This is a genomic window from Ligilactobacillus pobuzihii E100301 = KCTC 13174, from assembly GCF_000349725.1.
Lineage (GTDB): Bacteria > Bacillota > Bacilli > Lactobacillales > Lactobacillaceae > Ligilactobacillus > Ligilactobacillus pobuzihii.
Genome location: NZ_KB714700.1, coordinates 86,373 through 113,143, shown reverse-complemented (window position 1 = coordinate 113,143; position 26,771 = coordinate 86,373). Strand labels below are relative to the sequence as shown.

Annotated in this window: 22 protein-coding genes and 1 pseudogene; 2 read left to right on the top strand and 21 right to left on the bottom strand. The window is 38.6% G+C overall.

Annotation, left to right across the window (positions count from 1 at the left end):
* The 9 genes from LACPOB_RS13125 to LACPOB_RS0109055 form a co-directional block, all read right to left on the bottom strand.
* Nucleotides 1-358 (bottom strand): ATP-binding cassette domain-containing protein (locus LACPOB_RS13125; RefSeq protein ID WP_040533044.1); only part of this gene is annotated, 358 nt, incomplete at its 3' end.
* A gap of 445 nt (nucleotides 359-803) precedes the next feature.
* On the bottom strand, nucleotides 804-1,991 hold the full coding sequence (locus LACPOB_RS0109090; RefSeq protein WP_017868532.1) for an aminotransferase-like domain-containing protein: 1,188 nt from the start codon (nucleotides 1,989-1,991) through the stop codon (nucleotides 804-806).
* Between the two features lie 256 nt (nucleotides 1,992-2,247).
* The gene (locus LACPOB_RS0109085; RefSeq protein ID WP_017868531.1) at nucleotides 2,248-2,607 is read right to left on the bottom strand and encodes an iron-sulfur cluster biosynthesis family protein; all 360 of its coding nucleotides are present in this window, start codon (nucleotides 2,605-2,607) and stop codon (nucleotides 2,248-2,250) included.
* A gap of 85 nt (nucleotides 2,608-2,692) precedes the next feature.
* Nucleotides 2,693-3,649 carry a Dyp-type peroxidase gene (locus LACPOB_RS0109080; protein WP_017868530.1) on the bottom strand — a complete coding sequence of 319 codons (957 nt, stop codon included), beginning with the start codon at nucleotides 3,647-3,649 and terminating at the stop codon, nucleotides 2,693-2,695.
* A gap of 237 nt (nucleotides 3,650-3,886) precedes the next feature.
* On the bottom strand, nucleotides 3,887-4,561 hold the full coding sequence (locus tag LACPOB_RS0109075) for a hypothetical protein (RefSeq protein ID WP_017868529.1): 675 nt from the start codon (nucleotides 4,559-4,561) through the stop codon (nucleotides 3,887-3,889).
* 356 nt (nucleotides 4,562-4,917) lie between these two features.
* Complete coding sequence (locus LACPOB_RS0109070) at nucleotides 4,918-5,595, bottom strand: metal-dependent hydrolase (protein ID WP_017868528.1); 678 nt, start codon at nucleotides 5,593-5,595, stop codon at nucleotides 4,918-4,920.
* A gap of 340 nt (nucleotides 5,596-5,935) precedes the next feature.
* On the bottom strand, nucleotides 5,936-6,889 hold the full coding sequence (locus tag LACPOB_RS0109065) for a D-2-hydroxyacid dehydrogenase (RefSeq protein WP_017868527.1): 954 nt from the start codon (nucleotides 6,887-6,889) through the stop codon (nucleotides 5,936-5,938).
* A gap of 154 nt (nucleotides 6,890-7,043) precedes the next feature.
* Nucleotides 7,044-8,258 (bottom strand): NAD(P)/FAD-dependent oxidoreductase, encoded by a 1,215-nt coding sequence (locus LACPOB_RS0109060; protein WP_017868526.1) that lies wholly within the window; start codon nucleotides 8,256-8,258, stop codon nucleotides 7,044-7,046.
* Between the two features lie 12 nt (nucleotides 8,259-8,270).
* A complete protein-coding gene (locus LACPOB_RS0109055) occupies nucleotides 8,271-9,179 on the bottom strand; it encodes a prenyltransferase (protein WP_017868525.1) in 909 nt (302 codons plus the stop codon).
* A 322-nt stretch (nucleotides 9,180-9,501) separates the two neighbouring features.
* On the opposite strand from LACPOB_RS0109055, the gene LACPOB_RS0109050 reads away from it, so the two are divergent.
* A complete protein-coding gene (locus tag LACPOB_RS0109050) occupies nucleotides 9,502-10,482 on the top strand; it encodes a polyprenyl synthetase family protein (protein ID WP_017868524.1) in 981 nt (326 codons plus the stop codon).
* Between the two features lie 220 nt (nucleotides 10,483-10,702).
* Here the strand turns inward: LACPOB_RS0109050 and cydC are convergent, their stop codons facing one another.
* The 5 genes from cydC to LACPOB_RS0109025 form a co-directional block, all read right to left on the bottom strand.
* The gene (gene cydC, locus LACPOB_RS0109045; protein ID WP_017868523.1) at nucleotides 10,703-12,478 is read right to left on the bottom strand and encodes a thiol reductant ABC exporter subunit CydC; all 1,776 of its coding nucleotides are present in this window, start codon (nucleotides 12,476-12,478) and stop codon (nucleotides 10,703-10,705) included.
* Nucleotides 12,479-14,191 (bottom strand): thiol reductant ABC exporter subunit CydD, encoded by a 1,713-nt coding sequence (cydD, locus tag LACPOB_RS0109040; RefSeq protein ID WP_017868522.1) that lies wholly within the window; start codon nucleotides 14,189-14,191, stop codon nucleotides 12,479-12,481.
* A 40-nt stretch (nucleotides 14,192-14,231) separates the two neighbouring features.
* The gene (cydB, locus tag LACPOB_RS0109035; RefSeq protein WP_017868521.1) at nucleotides 14,232-15,257 is read right to left on the bottom strand and encodes a cytochrome d ubiquinol oxidase subunit II; all 1,026 of its coding nucleotides are present in this window, start codon (nucleotides 15,255-15,257) and stop codon (nucleotides 14,232-14,234) included.
* On the bottom strand, nucleotides 15,257-16,684 hold the full coding sequence (locus LACPOB_RS0109030; RefSeq protein ID WP_017868520.1) for a cytochrome ubiquinol oxidase subunit I: 1,428 nt from the start codon (nucleotides 16,682-16,684) through the stop codon (nucleotides 15,257-15,259). Before LACPOB_RS0109030 ends, cydB begins: the two co-directional genes overlap by 1 nt.
* Nucleotides 16,685-16,991: 307 nt before the next feature.
* On the bottom strand, nucleotides 16,992-18,329 hold the full coding sequence (locus LACPOB_RS0109025; protein WP_017868519.1) for a dihydrolipoyl dehydrogenase family protein: 1,338 nt from the start codon (nucleotides 18,327-18,329) through the stop codon (nucleotides 16,992-16,994).
* 175 nt (nucleotides 18,330-18,504) lie between these two features.
* Between LACPOB_RS0109025 and LACPOB_RS0109020 the strand changes: the two genes are divergently transcribed.
* Nucleotides 18,505-19,278 carry a glucose 1-dehydrogenase gene (locus LACPOB_RS0109020; RefSeq protein WP_017868518.1) on the top strand — a complete coding sequence of 258 codons (774 nt, stop codon included), beginning with the start codon at nucleotides 18,505-18,507 and terminating at the stop codon, nucleotides 19,276-19,278.
* 276 nt (nucleotides 19,279-19,554) lie between these two features.
* Here the strand turns inward: LACPOB_RS0109020 and LACPOB_RS0109015 are convergent, their stop codons facing one another.
* The 7 genes and pseudogenes from LACPOB_RS0109015 to apf form a co-directional block, all read right to left on the bottom strand.
* Complete coding sequence (locus tag LACPOB_RS0109015) at nucleotides 19,555-20,541, bottom strand: linear amide C-N hydrolase (RefSeq protein ID WP_017868517.1); 987 nt, start codon at nucleotides 20,539-20,541, stop codon at nucleotides 19,555-19,557.
* Between the two features lie 339 nt (nucleotides 20,542-20,880).
* A complete protein-coding gene (locus LACPOB_RS0109010) occupies nucleotides 20,881-22,194 on the bottom strand; it encodes an MFS transporter (protein WP_017868516.1) in 1,314 nt (437 codons plus the stop codon).
* Between the two features lie 128 nt (nucleotides 22,195-22,322).
* Nucleotides 22,323-22,817, bottom strand: a complete 495-nt coding sequence (locus LACPOB_RS0109005; RefSeq protein WP_017868515.1) for a DUF1440 domain-containing protein — start codon at nucleotides 22,815-22,817, stop codon at nucleotides 22,323-22,325.
* A 107-nt stretch (nucleotides 22,818-22,924) separates the two neighbouring features.
* Nucleotides 22,925-23,635 (bottom strand): deoxynucleoside kinase, encoded by a 711-nt coding sequence (locus tag LACPOB_RS0109000; RefSeq protein WP_017868514.1) that lies wholly within the window; start codon nucleotides 23,633-23,635, stop codon nucleotides 22,925-22,927.
* A 458-nt stretch (nucleotides 23,636-24,093) separates the two neighbouring features.
* A complete protein-coding gene (gene queG / locus LACPOB_RS0108995) occupies nucleotides 24,094-25,254 on the bottom strand; it encodes a tRNA epoxyqueuosine(34) reductase QueG (RefSeq protein WP_017868512.1) in 1,161 nt (386 codons plus the stop codon).
* A gap of 157 nt (nucleotides 25,255-25,411) precedes the next feature.
* Nucleotides 25,412-25,748: pseudogene (locus tag LACPOB_RS13120) on the bottom strand (glycoside hydrolase family 1 protein); the annotation flags it as partial.
* Nucleotides 25,749-25,812: 64 nt separating this feature from the next.
* Nucleotides 25,813-26,445, bottom strand: coding sequence for an aggregation-promoting factor (gene apf / locus LACPOB_RS0108985; protein ID WP_017868511.1), 633 nt, complete (start codon nucleotides 26,443-26,445; stop codon nucleotides 25,813-25,815).
* Between the last annotated feature and the right edge of the window lie 326 nt (nucleotides 26,446-26,771).

The window sequence follows — 26,771 nt, the reverse complement described above, 5'->3', positions numbered from 1 at the left end:
CGGCTTGCTTGCGTTTCTTTTCTTCTGGCCATTTCAATAAGCGAGGAACCAAGGTGATATTATCGTAAATCGACATATGTGGCATCAAGCCGATATTTTGAATCACATAACCGATCTGTCGTCTTAAAGTAACAGGATCGATCTTCTTAATGTCTTGACCATTAAACAATATTTCGCCCGACGTGGCATCATGCATCCGATTGATCATCCGCATCAGAGTTGTTTTCCCGGAACCTGATGTCCCGATCATACAAACAAACTCCCCTTTATCGATCGTAAGGTTGACATTTTCAACACCTACGCTCCCACCACGGTAAACCTTTTTAACATCCTTAAAGGATAAAATCGGTTCTTCCATTATTTCTCCTCCTAACTTTGTAATAGCGCTCACTAAAAGAATAGCATAAATTTTGATGGTTTTTAAATTATATGAATTTAATTATATATACAGAATATCTAAATACCAGTTTGGTAAACGATATCACAACTGTTTAAGGATACGTCATAGCTAATGATAGGTTTATATTTTATCATTTTAATTTTCGTGATTTATTTCACATTTTTTCATAAAAGAGAGCGGGACAAAAGTCGTTTTGAAGCCGGTATGTAACGTCGTTTACGCCATTTTTGGCCGTAGCAAAGCGCAGGATAGGAATGGCGTAAATGGCATTACATTGAGGATTCAGACTTTTGAAACGCGTTTATGCTATAAAAATTACAAGCGATAATTTGATTATTTTTAGCAAAAGAAGAGACTGGAATATTGTTTTGTCCCAGCCTCTTAAGTGTTTTATTTTAATTTTTTAAGCTGTTAATGCTAGACTAGCCTTTTTTATACTATCTGCCAAAAGTCGACAGCCCTCATTGATCTGTCCTTCTGTCACACCTGTGAAATTCAACCTCATTTGGTTTATTTGATGGCTAGTTTCATATAGCTGAGAACTCTCAATAAAAGTAACGGGGCTGTTATTTTGCAAAAGCTTTTTAGCTGACAAATTTTGCGGTAATGTGACCCAAATAAAGAAACCGCCGTCAGGTTTGGAAAAACTACAACTTTGAGGTAAATATTTGCCCAGAGCTGTCTGCATCGCCTCATTACGTTTACTATAGACGTCACAGATTTTTTCAATATGTTCTTGTAGATCATTTTCTTGTAAATATTGGTCGATCATTTGTAAGACGACATTCGAGGGTTGAAAGTCCGTCGCAGAACGTAATCCATTTACTAAACTTAATAGACTTTGATCAGCTACCATCCAGCCCACACGTAAAGCTGGCGATAAGATTTTAGAAAAACTACCCAACATGACAACATTGCCGGTCTGGTCAAATGATTTGATACTGGGTAAACTCTTACCGCGATAACGTAATTCACGGTATGGATCATCTTCAATGATCAAAAAATTATACTTTTGAGCTAATTCAACGATCCGTTGTCGTTTTTTTGCTGACATACAAACACCTGTCGGATTCTGGAATGTCGGGATCGTATAAACTAACTTAACTGGATGTTGACTGACGATCTCTTCTAGTTGAGCTAAATCTGGACCATCATTTTTCATTTGCATTTCATAAAAAGTTGGCTTACGACTTTCGAAGGCTTGCAAAGCTCCGATATAACTTGGGCCTTCAACCACCACACCATCGCCAACATCCAAGAACAGGTCTGCTAACAAGCTGATTCCCTGCTGCGCTCCTTGAGTCAAAAACAAATTACTTTCATCAACATCGCTAATACCCGTTTGCAATATTGAATGAGCAATTTTTTGCCGTAAAGGTGCATAGCCATCAACGGATGCATACTGATATAGATCTGGTGCACTATTTTGTGATCTATGTACAAACGCGTGTTCTAGCTGTTCTTTTGGAAATAATTCTTGCGCTGGATAGCCCGCAGCAAATGAGATCACTTGCTCATTATTACTGAGTTCTAATAGCTCATCCATTGCTGATGGATCTTGCGAGATACGTTGTGATACTTTTGGCAACATATTAATTCCTCCTCAGCTTGTTTCTTTGATCAATAAGTTACACTAAGGATACTATTGCCTCTTAGTTTAGTAAAATTCAACCTTTTCAGGTTAAGCTGAATAAAATTCACTTATCGATAAAAATAGCCTAACAACAGCTCATATAGAGACTTACAATCAAAATCGGGAAAAATTTTTTAGTTATATAATTACGCAAACAAAAAACTTCTAGCTTACCTTTCACTAAAAGTAAAGATAAACTAGAAGTTTTTAAGCATTAAGCCTCAGCCGAAAGGTCCTCAACTGTTACCATACCAGTCAATTCACCACTATTACTTCCCCGCAGACTTAGCATCTTATTAGTTGGGTTTTCTACTAAGCGCATTTGCGGATCCATAAACATTTCACTGTAACCTTTATATCTAAAAGTACCAAGATTAGAGTCTAATGACTTATTATAATCTTTTTGTTCTGCATCTTTAGCAACTGCAATGATCCGAAAAACAGAAGCTAAAGTACATGTACCCACGTTAGACAATGAACCAACGCCATCGTCAAAATCTAATAATAGGTCTTTGTCTTCATCAATATATTGTTGTAATTTTTCTTGTGCTTGTGGTTCAACAGTCAAATACATAAACAACTCTCCTTTCGTCTATACATTCCTAATTCTACTAATTATTTGTAAGTATGCAAATTAAATGCTTATTGCACAACATTTCTTAGAGTTCACCGTCAGCAATTGCGTCAAGTGTTGGTCTGGAAGGAATGAAAAAAAGTTGACCGCTTAAGATCGTCGAAAATGTCAATAAAAAATCTGAAGTATCCACCATTTGCTGGCACATTTGCTTAGTAACTTCGAAATGACGTGCATAACCAATGAAATAAGTACCAGTTTTGCCAGAAGCAGGATCAGAAAATGGAACATTCATGCGAACTATTTTTTGCTCTTCGCCATCGATCTCAAAATTTGAACTAACATTATGTGCATTTGGCATCTTGTCTTCGTCTTCTAGCTCGAGATCTGTAAACTTTTCTCGTCCAACTGCTCTTTCTTGCTGTTCAGTCTTCATGTGATCCCAAAAATCCATGTCATGCAACCATTTTTGTGCAAATGCATATGAACCATTGATGTAATTAGGATCTTCATCGCCAATAATTGCATACTCTGCAGCATCTTCGACTTGTGGTGCTTCAGTTCCATCTACGAAACCAATGATCGCACGCCCTTCAAAGTAACGAAATCCCTTCGTTTCATCCAAGACTTCAACAATATCACCTAAAAAGCGCATAAACTGTGTTTGAGCTTCATAAACAACAGCTTCATTACTAGCTCGCAGATGAAAAAATAAATCTCCACCAGTACCAGGCATCTCATATTTAGGTCCTTTTAAACCAGTAAAATTTTCTAATTCTTTTGGCTTAGGTGCATTCGGAAACAAATACTCAAAAGCATCACTACTAAAGCCAAAACTAGCTTTTAAAGATGATTCACCAGTTTTAGGGTCGGCATCTCTGATTTTCAAAGAACGTAAGATCGCCTGATAACGGTCGGCAAATTCTTGAATAACCTCTCGGTCACGTGCCTGATCTTCTCGCTTTAATTTTAATACTGTGAATTGAACATGTTCACCGATATCTTTCCAGACATCTTGCGCCTGACTAGCATCAACTTTCATATTTAAACCCCCTAAATTTTTGGAGTCGTTTCTTAAAAGTATGTAAGATAATTACTTTCCCTATTGAGTACGACTCTTTCTTTTGTTTACTTTTTTATTGTATATTTTCCTTTAAGAAATATCAATGTTATTCCCTTTAAAAAAACATTTGTTAAAGTTTTTTATTATTTTTCTAAAATAAATAATTAACAAAAAAATCCCCCTTTTAGCCTAATTAATAACTAAAGGGGGGGACATTTAGAAATCAAACACACTGTAACGTGCACGATCTGACTGTACATCGATCGTAGTTTCATCAATTTCTGGACGTAACTTTAAGATGACCTGTAAACTTTTTTGCTCAGAATCATTTAAAACATGGCGTGTTGGGATATTTACGATATTACGCCCGTTAGCTGAATATTCCAACACATTCTGTTCAACTTTAGGAGGTTCCGGCTTTTCCAAGAATTTACTGATGACTGGATCTTCGGTCATATAAACACTCGTTAGCAAAAAGGTCGTTGACAACCCCATCAATAGATTTTCTTCCAAAACGCCCTTTTCTTGTGCGTCTCGGTCCGTTTCTCGATCAACTAAACGGGTTACTATACTTTCTAAGCCTGATTCTTCAGCGAAAGCATAATTTCCCTCAGAAAAAGCAGTTAACGGATCATCACCTAAATAAATGATCAAAGAATATGGTGCAATGTTGCCGTTTGTCTGCAGCATAACTCCTCTTTTTCCATGTGATTGTTGTAATTCCTCTAACAACTCATCTTCAAAGTCTTGTGCTAAGACAGCATGGATCTCTGAAATTTGCAAAACTTTAGCCAAGCCAGCCGCATAGTGTTTTTCAAATTGCGCAGCATATTCACGCATTGTATCATTTTGAAGATCAAGTAGATCTTGCTTTGTATATTTTTCTGGCATACTGGCCTCCCTTCATTTTCGAGCCAAATGAGAATGAAGGTCTGTTAAAATTTTTTAAAGACCTTTTCAAATTTTGAATCCCTATTATTGTAGCTCAAAAAATACCTTTACGAAAATAATCGAACTAGCTTAGGAAAACTATCCTATGAATTTTAAAGTTTCTTAAACCATTAAAGTTGCCTATCTAACAGACCGTTTTGCATTTTACTGAAATTTTCTAGCTAACACTTCTTATAAAGTTCAGACTCAATGCTCTTGTGCTTTATTTTTAAGGAATGGTGAACTAAAGTTGGTTTTTATGAGGATATTGCAAAAAATAAAAGAACAGCACCAAAAAGTACCGTTCTCTCAATAAATTACAAAGTCCATTCCTGATCCACTTCTGGCAGGTAACCTTGTCCATCATCTAAAAGCTGGATAAATTCTTGCGGATCAGCTTTGATCGCTGGGAAAGTATTATAGTGGACTGGAACAACGGTCTTAGCGTGCAATAGTTTAGCCGCATAAGCAGCATCATCACTACCCATGGTGAAATGATCACCGATCGGTAAAAAGGCTAAATCAACTGGTTGTTTACGACCAACTAACTGCATATCTGAAAATAACCCAGTATCACCTGCCACATAAACTAATTTACCCTCGATTTTCAATGCTAAACCTGTAGCTACACCTAACGGCAAGTTCACACCGTTGACTTCAGTGGCAGTTGTATGCCAAGCAGGTGTAATTTTAACTTCACCAAAATCAAGTTTTTCAGTTCCTCCGATATTAGGTCCGTACGTGTGAAATCCTTTTTCTTCAAAGTATCCTGCCAGATCAGTCATAGCAACAATACTAGCGCCTGAACGTTTGGCAATTTCTTCCGTACTTCCTACATGATCACCATGAGCGTGTGTTAACAAAATATAGTCTGGGGAATAATCGGCCGCTTTAAACTTAGTAAAGGGATTCCCATCAATAAATGGATCGATCAAGATCTGCTTTCCAGCTGTTTGGATCTCAATAAAAGAATGTCCATGCCAAATTAACTTCATGTGTAATTCCTCCTCGTCTTCTAAAGACTTGTGTTCAGTTAGACTTCAACTGAACGTTTCTTTGCCAGACTTGCGTTCAGTTAGACCTCAACTGAACGTTTCTTTTGAAAACTTACGTCCGGTTAACCTTCAACCAAACGCTACTTTCCGAAACTTACGTTCAGTTAGACTCCATCTGAACCTTACTTTGCCAGACTTGCGTTCAGTTAGCTTAAAATCACATGTTTAGTACTAAATACGCAAATCAATTTAAATCACAAAGTTTATCTTATTTATTTTGTTGTTATTTTAACTACATAGTCGGCAATAGAGCAAGTATTTAACTCACTCGAATCACTTTTTAGTATCCCTGTCTTAGGTCGACAACATTTTTTTGCGGTTTTATCGAATCATCGTTCATCATAGAAATATTATCTGCGGCAATTTTTACTACACGATGATCATACAAGGCAGTATCTCCACCGGTATGTGGCGTAATTAAAACGTTAGGTAGTTTCCAAAAGGCAGAGTCTTTGGACAATGGTTCTTCTTTAAAGACGTCCATAATTGCGCCTGCTATCTCTCCTGTTTGTAAAGCCTGAAGCAGATCACTTTCATTATTCGTCTTGCCTCTTCCGTAATTGATATAAACAGCTGATTTTTTCATTTGCAAAAAGAATTTCTGGTCGATCACATCTTCAGTTTGTACAGTGACAGGCAAAGTATTCAAAACAAAGTCAGCTTTACCTGCGACCTGAAATATTTGTTCAAATGTATAAATTTCTTCTACATTATTTGCTGGTTTGTCACTGTGTCGTACTCCAATAACATGCATGCCAAAGGCCGTCGCTAACTTCGCCACCTGTTGTCCGATATGACCAACTCCTAATAAAAGAAGCTTTTTACCGGCCAATTCTTGATAAGAAGCAGCAGCTAATTCATCCCACTTGTGCTTTTGTTTTGCAGCAAAGGAATATCCTAAATTACGATCCCAACCGATCATTTGACCAATTATCTGCTCAGCTAAACCAGGAACCATCGCCCCAGAGGCATTCGTCAGTTGAATTCCTTTTTCTTTAAACACATTTTGTGGTAGCTGGTCAACTCCAGCTGACCATGCTTGGATCCACTTAACAGAATTATTTTTCTGCAATAGCGGGGTTAATTTATCATCATAGCCTAAAATAACATCCACGTCGTCTAAATCAGCCTGAGTTACATTTTTTGCTGGCAGATATGTGTATTTAACTGATCCAGCGTTATTAAGCAACTCTATGTCAGCTTGTTTTAATTCTTGCAAACTTAATATTTTCATTAGCTAGCTCCTTTTTGACCTTTTGTTTCAAAATGTTAATAAACATTAATTCAAAGTATAATACAAATCAGTCAAATTCACCTTTATTTCGAACTAAAGAAAAAGGCGCTGCCTCCAAATCGGAAGTAACACCCTAAATAATATTTGAATTATCCTAATGATATAAGTCAAAACGACCTTTAGCAAACAGTTCTTTAGAACCGCCAGTTTCAGTCAAAGCTTTATCCATAATAAGTTTCTTCAAAGCTGAAGCTGCATAACCTTTAACGGTCTTATCACCGTTACCAAGTACACCAAAGGCATGTGTGTTACCAATTGAAGCAACCGTGCCAAGGGGTTCGTAAGTAAAGTCACCTGTTTGCCGGCCAGCTAATTGTGCCAAGATATTCTTAGCAGCTAATTCACCCATTACAAGAGAAATTTGGGCAGTTGTAGGGAATGGACGGTTTGATTCAGGGTCCATCACTGCAGAACAATCACCGATCAGATATACATTACGATAGTCTGGGTCACGCAAGTCACTATCAACCATCATACGACCACGTTTTGCGGAGAAGCCTGAATCATCGATAACCTTGCTGCCAGAAACACCAGTAGTCCAAATGATCGTATTAGCAGTTAATTCATCAGTTTCGCCTGTTTCAGCGTTTGTTTGGTAAACAACAGTTTGAGGTTTGATAGCCTTGATAGGTTTACCGGTCAAGAACTTGACACCCCAGCTTTCAAGCTTAGCAACACCATAATCAGCCAATTCTTCTGGCATCATTGGCAACAAGCGAGTAACAGCTTCAACTACGTAAAGTTCGATACGTTCTGGAGCAACACCAGCAATTTCAGCATACTCGTTGCGGTTATCATTTAAAGCACCCAATAATTCGATACCAGTAAAGCCGGCACCACAAACAACGATTTTTAGATCATCAGGGTTGTGTGTTTCCTTATAGTCTTCCATCTGAGCAATGATGTGGTCATGAACCGCGATTGCCGTTTTAACATCGACCATTGGTAATGAGTTGTCATCTACACCTTCGATACCAAATGATTCTGAACGAAAGCCTAAGGCCACGATCAAGTAATCATATGAAAGTGTTTCGCCGTTATCTAAACTAACTTCCCGGTTATCCCGATCAATTTTTTCAACACTAGCTTGGACAAATGTTGTTACATCTGGATCAACTACGTCTTCGATCGGATAAAGTATCTTTTCAGCAGGTTGTGTCCCTGCAGCAACTTCGTGTAGATCTGTTGACTCGTAATGATAGTCATTGCGATCTACCAAAGTAATGTGAAAGCCCCCCTTACTCTTTTGCAAAAATCTCAAGGCACGCAAACCTGCGTAGCCGCCGCCTAAAATAACGATTTCCCTCATGTAAATCTCTCCTTATAGTGTAAAAATAATGTAGACTAAATAAGATAAAGCTTGTGCAGCTGAACCAACTGCAAGGATCTTAACAGCGCACGGAAAGGTTTCTTTTTTAACTTGTTTTTCCTTAAACATACGCACATTTTTAATAATTACGGGTAATACCAGCAAAGTCAACAGGACTGTCCAAGGAGCAATCCCAACAAACACAGCCAATACCAATGCAAGCACTGCCACAACGTTCATTATAACAAATAATCGGACAGAATTCTTTTTTCCCAGGTAATGAGATAAGGTAAAACGCTGATTTTTTTCGTCTTCCTCCAAATCACACGTATTGTTAGCTAACATTAGGTTAGAGATCCATAATGTATCAGGCAAAGAGACCAGGACAACACCTAAAACAGTGGACCAATTCCACGTAAAATCTTGGTATGTATTAATATATACACACAATAAGGTGATCATAAATCCCATTGTCGGTCCTGAAAATAATTCCCCTAAAGGTAAACTTGATAAAGGTCTAGGACCTGATGAATAAAAGACCCCAACTAAATAACAAAAAATACCCATTATTAACACTGGCCACCCAGTAACATAAGCCAAAGCAATCCCGATCGCAGCCGAAACAAGTATCATCGATATCATAAGTCCAAATACTAACTTTAATGATAAATGTTCTCGCCCAATAATGTTAGTATTTTGCTTGTAGTTTTTTTCATCAACTGCGTGATGATAGTCATTAAAGTTATCCAAAATATCAACTGACATGTTAAATAGGAACATTGAGATAAAAAATGCCACCAACAAACCTGGATGAAGAGAATGAAAATTGTACCAGCTATAGCAAGCACCTAAGATAAAAGGTAAAACACTTGCAGTTTTAGCTTTCATTTCAACTAATTCCAAAAAAACAGGAATGGGCAAAATATCACCTCCTTTCAAAAAGGTAAAACATACTAAATTATACTAGAATTATAGCAAGTTCTTTTTATTTTTATAATGTTGAAGTATACTAATAACAAAATTTAGGAGCAATCAGCTTAAATAAACAAGCACACAAAAAACGGTAGCAATTATTATTAAAAGTTGCAATTTCCCTAAAACATTGCCAACAACCTATCTTCTTTACATTCTACTAGCAAACAGGTAAGAATATCAATTAAATGTTTTTCACATCGACCCAAAATATGGTTTAATATAGTGTATATACTTGTTTACTAATTAGGGGCAGGAAGGAAATACGCACATGTTTACATTATGGAATAAATTTCCGCAAATTTACAAACAAATAAATCGCGTCGAAAAACTGATCGACGACAGGCTTCATACAAATAATCCCAATGTTGAAGAACTTTTAAGAGCCTTAGCAGATGATCAAGGCAAACAATTACGTCCAGGGTTATTTCTGCTATTCAGCCAACTAGGTGATCAAAAACTACATACTGATGAAGAACTCATCAAAATTGCGGCATCTGTCGAAATTTTGCACAAGGCAACTTTGATCCATGATGATATTATTGATGATTCACCACTCAGGCGTGGAAAAATCACGATCCAATCTAAGTACGGCAAAGACGTTGCAGTCTACGCTGGTGATTTATTATTTACTGTCTTTTTCAGCTTGTTAACTGAAGCCATGAACGGTTCAAAATATATGAGTTATAACTCACAAGCCATGTACAACTTATTAGTTGGTGAACTCAGCCAAATGCATCTTCGTTATTCGCAAACACAAACGATCGATGATTATCTAAAGAACATCCAAGGTAAAACTGCAGCACTCTTTAAGCTAGCTTGTATGGAAGGTATCCATTTCAGTGAGCCTAATGAAAAACGTGAACGATTAGCTGGAGACATTGGCCTAAATATCGGTATCGCGTTCCAAATCTATGATGATATTTTGGATTATACTAGCACCACAAAAGATTTGAAAAAACCAGTTTTAGAAGATGTGGCTGAAGGCGTTTATTCATCACCACTTCTATTTGCATTTGCCAAGGCACCGGCTGAATTCAAACCATTGCTTGATAAGAAACAAGATATCAAGCCAGCTGAAATAAAAGAAGTTGCCCGTCTAGTAAAAAAATACAATGGCGTAAAAGACGCTCAAGAACTTGCTCAACATTATACCGATCTAGCCTTAGAAGAAATCGATTTGCTAGGTGACCGAAGAGTTGCCCACCAAATCAAAACAGTCGCAATCAGACTTTTAAATCGTGCTTCATAATTTGAGCTTAACATACTCGTAAATACAGGCTGGAACATAACCAGTTGTGTGATTTTAAAAGGGCCGTCGATCTAACCAATTAAATGGATTAGATCGACGGCCTTAAACGTATTCCAAAAAAGTGAATCTTCACTGGAACAACGGTTGCTTTATCCTGGTCTTTTACCTTGCTACGATCCAAGATAAGGATCATCGTTACAGATCGGCTCAAAACATCTTTTTAGAAACTTCCACGGTCGATCCGTAGTAATTTCTGATAATATGAATTTTCATTCGCTAATTGTTCTGGGCTACCATTTAATTTCAATTTTCCATCTTCAATAAAGATCACCTGATCCATCAACGATAAACCTTGCAGATGATGTGTGACCCAGATCAAAGTTTTACCAGACAACTCTTTGACAAATGTTTCGATCAAATCTTGCTCGGTCACAGGATCTAAACTAACTGTTGGTTCGTCCAAAATAACGACTGGCACGTTTTGTAACAAGATTCGAGCTAAAGCCATCCGGTGTCGTTCACCGCCAGAAAAGCGATGTCCTGCCTCATCAACCTGCGTATCCAATCTATCAGGTAAACGCATGACCATCTCGGTCAAACCGACACGGTCTAAGACGTCCCATAACTCTTCATCGCTGGCATTTTCATTCCCAATTTTCAAGTTGTTGCGCACGCTTGTTCTAAACAAATATGGAGCCTGGTGGATAACACCGATAAATTGGCTGATGTTTTCACCTAAACCACTAACAGGCACTCCATTTAACAATATTTGACCACTGACTGGTTTAAGATCGCCACGTAATAAGTGGATCAAAGTTGTCTTGCCCGAGCCACTACGTCCTAAAATTGCTAGCTTTTCACCCTGTGAGATCGAAAGGTCTAATTTTTCTAAAACATTGAGACCTTGTTCATCGTATCTGAAACTCAGGTTTTTGACTTCAAATTTGACTGGTGCAGTAATACTAGCCGCAAGTTTTTGACTATTCTCATCAGCCGCTTGATCGTTTGAAATACTTTGACTCTCATTATCTGATAAATTATTCAAACGTACGAGTGAATCTTCATAGATATTGGTTTCTTGTGCCGCACCTGGTATATCAGTAAAGGCATCCCCTAGTGGAAAAATCACTAAGACAAACGCTGCGATCCAGTTAGCTGCTCCACCGTGATCACCTGGAAATTGAAAAGCTGTCCAAAATAAAATCGCTACTGTAATTGCAGCCACAACTAGCTGAACAAGGAAGTTGCGGAGATTTTCATTGTTAGCTAAGTGATGGTTAACATCTCGCAACTTGCCTTCTTCTTGATCATGTTGTTTTACATAATCACGACCACGCTGACTAAAGATCCAGTCTGAAACACCTAAGACATTATCAGTCAAACCACTATAAAGTGTATTTTTTATCGTCTTTTGTTTTTCTTGTTTAGCACCGTTCACGATCATGGCTGTTAGTGGCATTAAAATCGTTAAGACCCCGAGCAACAATAACATCACCAAAGAAAATAAACAGGAAAAATAACCTAAAGCTAAGACGATCACAACATATAATAACCAGCCCACGATAGTTGGAAAAATCGTACGCAAGTACAAGTTTTGAATATGATCGATGTCATCTGATAACACACCCAAAATATCCCCAGTTTGATGTTTATCCTTGAAAAAAACTGCGTCTTTTTCCAAAACATTATATAATTTTAACCGCAATTCACTGGTTAACTTTAAGACCCAGTTATGACTGGTCAATCTTTCTAAATACCGAAAAACCGGGCGCCCGATCCCAAATGCACGTGTCAAAACGATCGGTACATACACTAACAAAATGTTTTCTGGTAAAGAGGCCGACTTGCTGATCAAATAACCAGAATTAAACATCAAAGCTCCGGCACAAAAGAATGTCATAAACCCTAAAAATAATGCCAGGATCATTGATTTTGCATATTTAGACAAAAATGGCTTGATCCAAGTATCTTTTTTTAATAACTTAAAAATTTTCATTTAGATTCTCCCCATCGCATGTCTTAATTGCACCAACGCACCATTCTTTTCTTGCAATTCATCCAAACTGCCTGCCTCAACTACTTGACCATTATCAAGCACTAAGATCTGGTCCATTTCATTCATCCAATGCAAACGATGGGTCGCAAAAATCACCAAATGGTTTTCCATTAACGGCAACATTCTTTCCTTTAACTCAACTTCAGTTTCAATATCCAGATGTGCTGTTGGTTCGTCAAACAAGATGATCTTTCGACTTTGATCTAGAAAGGCACGCGCTAAGGCGATCCTTTGGGCCTGCCCTCCACTCAAACTACGAGCACCTTCGCCAATCAAAGTATCTAATCCATCTGGCAAGTCTTTTACTAGTTGCTCTAAGCCAACTACTTTAACGGCTTTTGTGACTTGTTCATCACTTGCTTCTTGATGATAAAAAACAATATTATCATGCAAACTAGCATGAAAAATATACGGATCTTGTGGGATATAGATTATCTGTTTTTGCCAATCAGCTTGTTTAAATGAATCAAATTTTACACCATTAAAATCTATTTGCGCATGTTTTGGTTGAGTAAAACCACTTAGCAAATTGATCAAAGTGGATTTACCCGAGCCGCTCAGGCCAATGACCCCCACTTTTTGAAAGCCATCAATTTCAAATGAAAATTGGTTCTTTTGCCCCGCTTGATTGTACGCATAAGACATCTGCTCGACCTTTAAATGACTATTTTCATCCCACTGCGGTAATGTTTGTTCAACTGGAGGATCTTCATCAAAATCTAAGATCTCATTGATCGCACTGAAAGCATTTTTCCCATTTAAAGTCGCATGATAGTCATTTGAAAAATCACGGATCGGCAAGAAATATTCGGGACTCAAGGTCAAAATAACCAACGCCGGATACAATAAGATCTTACCTGATATCAGGTGTAAGCCTAGAAACACAGCAACGACCGCAATTGAAAGCGTCGTGAAAAAATCAAGTGCAAAAGTCGATAAAATTGCAATTTTCAAAGTGTCGATCGTAGCTATCCGAAACTTTTCACTAGTTTTAAAGATACTCTGTCCGTATTTTTTACTGAGACCAAAAAACTTCAAGGTATCAATACCGCGCAAAGAATCAACAAAGTGATTCGACAAGATTTGATAAGAAGCATACTGCTTATCAGCTTTCGCTTGCGCAGCGTACCCTAAGATGATCATAAAGATCACATCGACTGGTAAGATCAGTAACAAAAAGGCAGCTGATTTCCAGTCATAAACCGCGATCCCAATTAAGATCACAAAAGGAATGATCATCATATTGACGATTTTTGACAAACTCAAGCTTAAATAATCTTCGACCTGGTCGACGCCTTCTAAGGCCATAGTCGTCACGTTACCTGTTCCTTCTTTTTGAGTGATCTCAGGTCCGACCCGAAAGATCTTGTCCAAGAGCTGATTTCTGATTTCTTGGGACTGTTTACTAGCGAATTTATCCAAGCGCTGCTGTTTTATGTATATACACAAATGACGCAGCACGTATAGTACTACGAACCATACGAGCCACGTTATCTGTGCAGACAATGGATGTCCATTCCACAACCCCACGATCGCACGTGAGATCGTGCTCGTCTGACCGATTATCGCGACAGACTGGATCAATGTCAACAGCGTCAGCAAGGACATAATTCCCTTTGCACCTGGGAGTTCCATTATCTTTTTATCTAACATTATTTGTTTTTCACCGTTTCTTTTTGAGCTTACATATTCACTAATTATTCGACGTTTTTACCTTACTTTTCTTACCAGTTACACGTTTTCTAAAGATGTAATAAGTCCAACCGATGTAAAGCAAAACAATTGGCAAGAATGTGCAGACCACGATCGTCATCACTTTTAATGTATATGGTGATGAAGAGGCATTAGTGATCAACAAGTCAAATTTAGAGTTGTTTGAGCTGATCATCAAACGTGGGAAAAGTCCTTGGAATAACAAAGCAACTAATGAAACTAATGTTAGACCACTAGTTGTAAATGCAATTCCTTCGTTATTTTTGATAACCGCTATATGAGCGATCACTGTCAATAAAACAATTACTGCTAATAAGCTTAGAGTTCCCACAAAATGGTTTTGGAAGAAATCCGTCTTGAAATACATCAAAACTGCAAAAGCAACTAAGCCGACATACAAAACAGGATACAAGACCTCAGCATATTTTTTGACCCGATCACGCAATGGCCATTCAGTTTTTAGACCAATATAATTTAATCCATGCAGGTAGGCTAACAACGTAAGTGCCACGCCCCCAACAACTGAGAATAAGTTGATGTAGTCAGTAAAACCAGCCCAGACATTACCATGTGAATCCATTGGCATTCCTTGGATCATGCTAATAAACATAATACCAAACGTAAACGGTACTATGAAACTACCGATCCCCAATGTCCAGTCCCAGATCCATTTTTTGCTAGGATCTGTCCGGCCACGGAATTCAAAAGAAACACCGCGGATGATCAAACCAAATAAAATGAGGAATAATACTAGATAGTAACCTGAAAATAAAGCCGAATACCAGTATGGGAAAGAAGCAAACATGGCACCACCAGCAGTGATCAGCCACACTTCATTACCATCCCACACAGGTCCGATACTTGCAACGACCTGGTCGCGTTCATCTTCATCTTTTGCAAGTGTTAAAATTGACATCCCAACACCATAGTCAAAACCTTCCAAAAAGAAGAAGCCGGCAAACAAGACACCAATAATGATAAACCAAACTAATTGTAATGTTGTCATTATTCAAACGCCTCCTTGTTGAATGGGTCAACTTCGACCTCAGAACTTAATGGCGCATTGATCATTTCATCATCGTCAGACTCAGGCCCCTTCTTTAATTCCTTGACGACCAAGGCGACCATAACAATGGCCAAGAAGGAGAATAAGCAGAAATAAACAATATTTGACGTCAGTAATGAACCAACCGAAACGTTGGGTGACACGCTATCTTTGATCGTAAATAGGCCATAAACAGTCCATGGATAACGACCAAGTTCTGTGACTAACCAACCACAAGTATTAGTAATAAATGGAACGAAAGTGAAAAGCCCTACGATCCAAAGCATCCATTTTTGCCTAAATAGCAGTTGACTTTTCTTACGTGCGAAAAACAAGCCTAAAACAGAAATACCTAGCATTGCCATACCAAAGATAGCCATGATATGGAATGACCAGAACAATGTATTTACTGGCGGATAGTAATTATTTTCATCACCATATTTAGCTTGCAGATTTTTATTTGCCGAATCCATTCCTTGAATCGAGCCTGATGGCTTATGATAAGAAAGCAAACTCAACATGTATGGGATCTGAATATCAAACTTATCCTCGTGCGTCTTAGGATCCATGAAAGAGATTACTTTCCAAGGTGCAGGATCTGCTGTGTCTTTCTTTTCACCTTCAGTTGCGGCAAACTTCATTGGCTGGTCTTCGATCAAAGCCTGCATCTGCAAGTCACCAGCGACAAAAACACCGATCGAACCAACTAAACCGACAACCAAACCAAGTTTTAAAGAACGTTTGAAAAAGTTTTTCTCCTTTAACTTCTTATTTAATAACTTGAACGCAGACATGCCAGCGATCAAGAAACCACCCATACAAATCGCACCCGCGATCGTATGGCCGAACTCATACCACGCCTGTGTGTTAGCGATCAATTTAGGGAAACTTGTCATCACAGCACGGCCGCCCTTGAGCGCATAACCTGTTGGATGTTGCATAAATGCGTTGGCTGTAATGATCCAGAAAGCCGACAACATTGACGCGATCGTTACTAACCACATAAAGGTAGCATGCAGCCATGGCTTGACCATCTTCCATGTAAACATCCACAAGCCAAGAAATGTTGACTCCATAAAGAATGCTAATAAAGCTTCAATAGCTAGTGGAGCCCCGAAAATATCTCCCATGAAACGGGAATAATCTGACCAGTTCATTCCGAACTGGAACTCTTGAATGATACCTGTTACGACACCGACGGCAAAACTAAGTAGAAAAATATTACCCCAGAATTTGGTCATACGTAAGTACGTTTTATCTTTGGTACGAACCCACATGGTTTCCATAATAGCTACTACAAGTCCTGTCCCAATTGAAAACGGAACGAAGAAAAAGTGGAAGATCGTTGTCATTCCAAATTGAAAACGTGCCAAACTCAGAATATCCATTCACAACCCCTCCTTATTAAAATTTTATAAAATAACCATTCTTACTATACACCGAAAAATTCAAAAAACCAATTACCTAAGTAATTTAATATTGTATAAGATGTAACCAGATGCAGTGGTACTCTACCTTATTGTAACTACCGAATTAATATTAATTTTTTTACAGGTCTAACCTTATTAATAGCAAATTTTTCCAACATTTTAAAGCGATTCCATTATTTCACAATAAAAACTCTCCAGCTAACAGAAAATATCCTGCGTAACTGGAGAGAAGAACTTAACTGTTCTGAAATTTAAAAATTAATTTCTATAGTAAATCTTTTGTGTCAGATTCAAGTGATGGGAAGAGATAAACTAATCGGCCCAATTCTTCCGGTCCAAAGCCAAATTCGATCGCTGGTAAGATCGAGTTGATTGCATTATCAGCTTTTTCGCTGACTTCAGAAGCACCCACGATCTTGTGATCTGCATCATAAACGATCGTATTTTTAGCATATGATTCATTGTCGACCAAACGATACCAGCCATCTAATAAGTTGTTCTCATTAACTGTATAATCCTTGTTATCTGCAACGGATACTGGATTTACACCTACCTGAGCGATCCGTGGTGATGTAAAGACAACTGAAGGAATTGCTGGATAGTTGATCGCATCAGTTGTTTCTTTACTAAAGAGTTGCATCAAGTAAGTTGTTTCATAAATAGCCGTTGGTGTCAGTTTTGGTTGTTTCTTATCAAGAACGTCACCGGAAGCATAGATACTATCAACGCTTGTTTGTAGGTGATCGTTAACTTCGATACCGTGTTCGTTATATTTTACACCAACTTCGTCTAGTCCAAGTTCTTCAACATTTGGGATCCGGCCTGAAGCGTCTAAGATCCAATCTGTTTCTACGCTTTGACCATCGTTGTAACTAACTGTGTATTTGTCGCCATTTTGTGTAAATTCTGAAACTTCAACATTTTTGACAAAATTAACGCCGCGATTTTCTAAATCAGCCAAAACATGTTCAACATATGGTTGATGGAAAGCACGCAATGCCTTGTCATGGTGCATCAAAACAGTAACATCTGAACCAGCAGCATTAGCGATCGTAGCAAATTCCAAGCTAATATATCCACTACCAATGATCGTGATGTTTTGTGGAAGTTCAGTCATAGCCATGAATTCTGTACTGTCATGTGCTAATTTTGAACCAGGTACATCGACACGATGTGGACGCTGACCTGTAGCAACTACGATATTTGCAGCAGTTTTTTCTGTGCCATCAACATCAACACTATGAGCGCCAGTCAACTTACCGTGGCCCTTAATAATATCAACACCTGAATCATTTAATAATCCACTGATAAAATCAGGTAAACCGTCGATCACTTCATGTTCATGCTTAACATTTTCTGCCCAGTTAAAAGTTAAATCACCACTGACAATATCTTTCATGCGTTCTTGAAAACGTACTAATTCAACAGGAGCATCCAAGGTGATTTTAGCGTTACAACCACGGTTAGGACATGTTCCTCCGATCTTATCAGCCTCAACTACACCAACTTTATACCCCTTAGCGGCTAATGGAGCGGCACCGTCAAAAGTTCCGTGACCTGCTCCGATATATAAAACATCATATTGATAACCATTTTCTGGCATTAAATCTGACTCCCCTTCTAACAAATAATTTCTTACTTAAAATCAGGATACAACAACTTAACGGAACAACGCAAAGATAATGCTTTTAGCAGTCATTATTTTAGCTAATATTTTTTAAAAGCTGTCTTTTAGTGGTATTCTAAAGGCATCAATAAGCAGAAAGGATAACTCAATTATGAAATCTTTTTTCTTAGAACAATTTTCCTTAACAGAGCAAACCGCGATCATAACTGGTGGTGCGAGCGGCTTAGGACAATACTACTCATTGGCATTAGCTCAAGCAGGCGCACAAGTTTATGTGGTTTCACGGACTACTAAAGGTTGGACACAGCTCAGTGAAAAAATCGAACAAGCTGGCGGAAAAGTCAGATTTTTACAACAAGACCTCACCGCTAAAAATGCCGCTAAAAATATCGTGGATGGCTGCTTAGACGAATTTGGCAAGATCGATATTTTAGTTAACAACGCTGGTTTGCAATTACGTAATGACTTAGCCGACTTTAAGGATGAAGATTGGCGAGCGGTGATCGAGATCAACCTCAACGCGCTTTACTATCTCTCACATGAAGTTGCGCAAGTAATGCAAAAACGATCTAGCGGCAAAATAATCAACATTGGCTCTATGCAGTCCTACCGAGCCGGCAAACGGATCTTTCCATATACTGCCAGTAAGCACGCGGTATTAGGCTTGACTAAAGCTTACGCCGATGCCTTGGCACCAGACAATATTCAGGTCAATGGGATCGCACCTGGTTACGTTGATACTCCCATGACCAAGGCCTTACAAGAGGACCCAAATCGCAATCAGGAAATCATTGAACACATTCCTGCCGGTAAATGGGCGCAACCCGAACAACTAATGGGCACGGTGGTTTTTCTTGCTAGTCACGCAGCTGATTATCTGAACGGCGTAATGATCCCAGTGGATGGTGGCTATCTTTTACGTTAATAATAATGAAGCTGGGACATAACTAATAATCCTGGCCATAAATACAGGAACTGCATCATAATGGGATGAAAAAATCCCACTATGATGCAGTTCTTATTTTACTCCAAAGTTATTTTTACTTAACGCTTGTTTTGTTCCAGCCCCTTAAACGTGTTCCAAAAGATTGAAGCCTTACTGTCACAACGATTGTGTTATTCTGGCTCTTCGCTTCGTTTCAAAATAACGCGATCATCGTTACAAATCGGCTTCAAAGCATCTTTTGTCTCACTTTTATTTTTATTCTCCCATTGCTTCTGTCAGCCTCAAATGATCATCAATATTGTAAAAATGCGGGTGTTTCCAATTCAACATCTCATCAGTTAACTGATACTTAGTGATTCCCAAACGATTATATGGTTCAAAATAGTAACTGCGCGATTCCAAACAAGTCGCTGAACGGTAAACGGAATGGGTATGTTGATAGTTATTCAACTTAGGAACAGTCACACTGTTCAACAAATGCCAGCTACTGATCAGTGCTTCTTTTTCATTGGTCGGCTGGTCGGTTTTTTCTTTATAATAAGCTGCCCGAATAAAACGTCCAGTCGGCGTATAGGCCGAAGAAGGGACCTTTTTACCAGCAAAACTTCCTGTACTAATATGGGGCTGCACTACAGAGGTCTTACCTTCTTTTTGCAAGTCTGGTTTGAGATTCATATAATCTTCTAATTGTTCAACTTGATGTGCAAAATTAAAGGCATTGGTCACGACGCCAATCGGGTTTTCAATGACATTCATCGGCTGAACAGTCGGTTCAATGATCACGATGCGCCCCGTCGGATCTGTGGCAGCATAATGTAATTCCGGATAGCCATAAGGGATGGCAGAGTTTTTACCGCTCATTAAACGGATCTCATCCAGATGCTCGATAATATCTGCCACTGACTTGTAATTGCCCATCATATAAAATGGTACCTCATATGGAGCTAGTTGTTCTTTATCAGCTTGTGGTTCATCATACAAGTTAGTTCCATTTCTAAAGGTCAATTTTTGAACGCTTAAACCCCATTCATTCACGCCATCGCTCATATCGATCGCACTTTCTTTCTTTCTTCCCACGCCAATAATAGCGTACTTATTTTGCTCAGTCCGCTGGTCAAAATCCGCGATCCATTCATAATCACGTGGCGAAAACACTGGGCCTGATTCTAGCTCATGCCAGTCCATCGTCCGTGAAAACATGTGCGTCCCATTTTTGGCAACTTGCAAGATACTAGTACACATGTTAATACTCCTTTTCACTAATTTTATCTTATCTTTATTTCTTGATCATCATTTTCATTATGCCTGATGTTTTCACAAATGAAAAGCGGTCTGTTTATCCTAACAGAATTTACCGTGGTAAATAAGGGTAAGCTGGCTGTTCTCACTCACTAAACAACACGTGTGGCAAAATTATTTGTCTTTGTAACAAAGAGACCCGTTAAGAAGGAGTTGGAATATAACTAGCTGTACGATTCTAAAAGGGCCGTCGATTTATCCCATCAAATGAGTTAAATCGACGCCCCTTAAACTTGTTTCAAAAGATTAAAGTATCTTTTGTCTCACTCTTTTGATCACAATTTATTCTTGTGGCTGCATAACACTTTCATCATATTTACGTAAAACCAGATACATGATCACGTAAATTGCCATTGGGATCCACACGAAGTTCAAATCGATCATGTGTAATGTTGCAGCATTTTGTGCCTGATTAGCCACGTAACCTGAAGCGTCAAACATCGAAGCAGTGATCAAGCCACCGACCCCCAAGCCTAGGTTAACACCCCAATCACTAGTCGAAGCCAGTAAGCCTTCAGCTTGGATCCCCATGGTAGTCCCATATGAGATCGTATCGGCGATCATGATCGAAACTAAACCGATCACGATCCCATTACCGACCGAATTGACAAAGATCCCAGCAAAGGTGATCCATAAGGTCTTTGTATATGCACCCACACCAATAATGATCTGACCCAATAATTCGATCAAGATCCCGTGAGACATGGTAGCCTTTTTACTTCTGACCTGGGTGAAACGCAAAATCAACAACACACCAATGATCGAAGCTAAAGTAAAACTATTAGCCACTGAAACTAAGTTGTCGTTTTCATAAACATACTTAAAATAGTAAATTGTTGTTTGGTTTTTGATAGCAGTAGACAACCAATATAAGAAGACTACGATCGACAATATGATCCATGGTTTATTATGCCGTAACATGTTCCATACTTTACTGAGAGGCTGATGACTCATTTCTTGATTTGTATGCCGTTCACGAACTTGCACGAATGTATTCAAGATCAAAACCAACGAAATGATCCCAAAAATGATCACCGTTCCCAAGAACCCTTTTTGTTGGTCACCTTGGCCGATCAATTTAACCAATGGGATAGTAAATGTTGCAACAACAACTTGGACTAAACTGCCAAAGAACTGACGGATCACACCCAAGATCGTGATTTCACGGTCATTTTCAGTCATAGTCGGTAAGATCGAAGTAACTGGGAGATTGACCGCTGTATACAAGAAACCTAAACCAAGATATGTAACATATGCCCAAGCGAGTTTTCCGCCGCCAGAAAAGTCTGGCGTTACGAAAGTCAAGATCGCGACCAGGACATATGGCAATGCATACCATAAGAAAAATGGCCGACTTTTACCCCATTTGGAATGTGTCCGATCGATCATCAAGCCTAAGATCACACTTTCGACCACATCCAAAAAACGAGCAATAGCAAATAAGATCCCTACATCACGTGCACGTAAACCATAAACATCTGTATAGAAAAATAGCAAATACGAACTCATCATTTGAAAAATCAGGTTATCGGCCGCATCACTCAAACCATAACTGATCCGTTCGACCCAGCCAGTTTCATAATTCTTATTTTTCACAGTAAAACACCTTCCTTTTTTCAACGTTTTTTACAAGCCAGGCTTACTAAAAACGACTTTTTTATCGAAAAAGACCCGGGCGCGATAAACTTACCCGGATCTTACTGATACTTACTTGTTAAAGTAAACTAATCTTTTTTACTTAATTCATCGTATACTTTACCGCCTACGAGGTCATTTGTCCACATCCAAACCATATGACCAACCAATTCTGATAAATGTTCGTCTTTTGGTTGTTCTTTAGCAGACGGGACAACATTCAATGCCGGCATTACACCTAAGTGGAAGATAGCCCAAACACCGATGCCATACCAACTACCATGGTCTTTAGTGATCGCAGGGTATCTATGCCGTAATAGTTCATAGATCACTGCCCAAGAAACGGAAAAACCATAATGAATAATGAAACCGGGCCACTCGATCTTGTGACCGGAAAACGTATAGTTTTGGTGGATCACTTTATCAGGAACACCCAAGAACTTCATCGTTTTGTACGGTGGATTTTTGGCATCACGTTCTTCAGTTCGCGGAGGGAAAACATTTTCCCACCCCATTTTAACCAAACCTGAGATCAAGCCGGCCACGATCCCCGCGCCAAGAGCCTTTTTAACATTTACTGCCATTAAACTTCCTCCTTTAATAATTGCTGATTACCTGAATTTAAAAACTTTTTTCGCTTACTAACTAAGTAATTCTAACAAATAGTAAGCTAAAACACAAACAAAGAAAACTATCTTTCTTTGTTTAATAAACATTGCTGTTTTTCTCCAGTCAATTGACCTAACTGTACCATCTTGGTATAGATCTGATCCAAGACCTCCCACCGGTCAGCTGTCGAATTAACAAAATCATAGCGATCACCATCAATGACTAACAAATCAGATTTTTCATAGTCTCGTTTGAACCTTGCATACCGTTTCAATAGGTCATGATAATAATCATTCAAACTAGGATCTTGTTCAGGTAGTTCATAATCCCTGCCTCGGATCTTGATCCGTTTTATAAGTGTCGGATACGAAATATCTAACATGACCATTAGATCAGGTGCTTTTTGATGACTAGCATAAGGTAATTCTTCTAACATATTTTCCAGTAATTCTCGGTAGGTTTCCCACTCAACTTTAGTCATGTTACCGCGTTCATAATTCATTTTACAAAAAAGCTGGTCAGTATAAATGGAGCGATCTAAAACACTACTTTTATCAGCAGAGGCCTGCTTCATCATTTTAAAACGCCGGTTCAAGAAGAAGACTTGCAATAAAAAAGCATAGGGATTAGTCTTCCATTTACCAGCTGCGACTTCTTTGTTCCCCTGATAAAACAAAGGCAAAACGGGATTATCTGAAACTGGCTCGTAAAAAGGCGTACCTTGTAACCGATCGCTCAATAATTCTGTCAAACTAGTTTTACCGGCGGCGATCGGTCCTTCGATCGTGATCACATTGACTCACATCCCTTCCGTTAACACTTATCTTTATTAAAAGGGAAACTTGAGTTTTTTTCAATCAAAACGAATTTAGCTTTAGTCTTTTTAAATTGCACAGCTAGTTTTGTCCCAGTCCCGTAAAATATCAAAAACTATTTAGAAATATCTTTTAAATAGACCTAGACCCCATAATGATCCAGATCCGGAACTTGTCCATAACCATCAATTTTCGTGACTATTTTCTTTTCTGCCTTAGTAGTCCAAGCTTTCTTCGGACCAGTCAAAACATTAGCACTTTTTTAGCCGTGACTGCTTTTTTATCTAATGGCTTATTTTCTTTTTCAATCTGATAAAAAGCTTTGATCTGCTTATAGGGATCATTACCATTATTTGTAAGCCAGCGTAATTCGTTAAAATCATTGCGGCAAAAATCATCACAAACAAAGTAATCTGTTTTTCAACAAACTCACTCTCTATTCTAGGCTGCTGATTTTTTGTATTGCCATACGATACTCACGTAAATATTGTTCTTCTTGTCCTTGTTGTTGTTCTTGCTGATACTTTTCAGTCAAAAAATCACAGATCTCTGGATTAAATTTCCGTACTAAGCGCCCCACTGCATAAGCTGCAGTTGCCCGTATCACTGGTCTTGAATCATGGTCAATGACCTCTAAAATCTGTGGCAGTGCGCTTTTATCGCCCAGATTAGCTAGCGCGATCAAGGCATTTCGCTGCAAAGGTTTCTTACCCCGCCAAGAACCAGCCATCGGACCATAAGTATTCTTAAATTCCCGGTTAGAGATCGTCAGCAACGGTAATAATTCGGGAGAAACTTTTTTTGGATCAGGTTCCATATCCGGATGAAAATGATGATCTGAACCGCGGTTAAATGGGCAGACCGACTGACAAATATCGCAACCATAGATCACATTATGGATCATCGGTCTGTACTTTTCAGGCATCATTCCTTTAGTCTGTGTTTGATATGACAAACACTTTTGCGCGTTCAAACGCCCATCGCCTAATAAAGCATGTGGCGGACAATAATCAACACACCGGGTGCAATCACCACACTGCGAATCCATCGGCTCATCCGGCTCAAACTCCAGGTCCGTAATGATCTCACCTAAATAAACAAAAGAACCAAATTCTTTAGTGATCAGCAAACCATTCTTGCCGATAAAACCGATCCCAGCTCGCTGAGCAACTGCAACGTCGATCAACTCGCCTGTATCGACCATAGGCTTAAACTCAGATTCATTAGTCGCCAAATCTTTAATTTTTTCAATCAAAGCAGACATTTTTTTATTCAAAACAGTATGATAATCATCACCCCAAGAGGCCCGTGCAAAGTGTCCCCGTTTATACTTAGTCCGCGGCGGACGTTGTGTCATTTTGCTCGGATAAGCCAAGGCAATTGCAATGATCGAACGGGGCTGATCAAAAATCAAATCTGGATCCAAGCGTTCATCTAAATTTTGATGTTCAAACCCAGATGTATGACCAGCTGCTTTTTGTGCCATCAAACTTGGACGCAAGTGTTCAAAGTCTTCTGCGGTCGTAAAACCAATCTTATCGATCCCAAGCTCTTGGCTCGCAGCGATTATTTGTTTTTTCAGATATGCATTTACCATTGCTTACATCCCTTTTGATTTTGACTATAACTATGTAATTTTACAAGAGCATCGATACACTAGCTTATACTTTAATTATACTATGTTACTTCCTTAAAATTAAGGCAACTTATCAAATAGACCAGTCTAACTTTCAGCAGTAAATCAAAATATCATGATTAGTTTCCAAATAAGAATTAGCTACTCCAGCTGCGCCTAAATTACCCCCCACTTCATCATCACTTGGATGTGTTGTTATCACAATTGAACTATAACAAGAAACGCTTAGAAAATCAGCCGAATATTCCGCTCACAACTCATAATCTTGGGGGACGATCGTCCAGCTTGAAACCTTGGCGTTCATATTTTTTCAGACGATATTCTGGATACCTGCCGCCAACCTAAACATCTGCGTAAAACAAAGTGTCTTGTTGACCTTTCATGACCTTAACTTGGTAAGCTGGATCACAAGCATAAGCATAATTCGGTGCATATGCCAGTATTTGTCTCACTCGCTGTCTAATCACAAAAAAACATGACCTCTACATTTAGAAGCCATGTCATAAATTATGATCTATTTTAGTATGATTGATGCTGGTTCCAATATGCCTTGGCATTGTTCCATGAACCATAACGGCCTTTAACATATTCATTGGCTACACGGTTTTGGTTAGCTTTTGAATAGTCGCCACCCAATTTGTCGGCAGAAAGCTGGAACGCACCGATATAGATACCATTTCTGGCACCATAGTTGCCGCCGGATTCTTTACCCATGATAAAGTTACGTGCATCTGCTTCTGAGCCAGAAAGTGATGAGCCAGAGTTATTGCTCTTTTGAACAGCTGGTTGTTGTGAGCGTGAAGCCGGAACCTGTTTAGCTGTTGCCTGTTTTGGAGCAGGTGTTGCAGCCTTTGGTTGAGCTGGTGTTTGTTGTTTAGCAGGTGCTTGGACCTGTTTTGGTTGTTCGACAACTTTAACATTACCTTCTCCATCGATGTCAAGTTTTTGACCAGGCAAGATAAAGTTAACGTCAGCTAATTCGTTAGCCTTTTCGATCGCTGCGACTGTTGTATGATTAGCAGCAGCGATATCTGAAACTGTGTCACCTGATTTTACGGTAACTGTATCGGCGTTAACGGCAACTGATCCTGCTGCGAATAAACCTGCAGCAGCTGTAACTGAAAGTAAAGCATTTTTGATGTTCTTATTCATGGTTTGTTGTACACTCCTATAAATTACTTTTTATTCTAGTGACAAGTTTCTAGATGACTTGTCGACCTCTTTTTAATCAACGTCACCTAGTATAGCCAATGAATGTAACATTAAAATACCAAAATATTTACTAATTCCATGGATTTTGAAAAATTACACTATTTTTGAAACATTTAGTAATATTTCACAACCAAATCTCTAGGATCAGCAAAGAAATTCTTTTAATACCAACTGTTAAGCCTTTGTTTCGTTTATAACAAAATCTCGATAAGTTGAAGGCAATTATTACAAAATATTTTAAAAAAAGATGATTTTTACACAAAGTT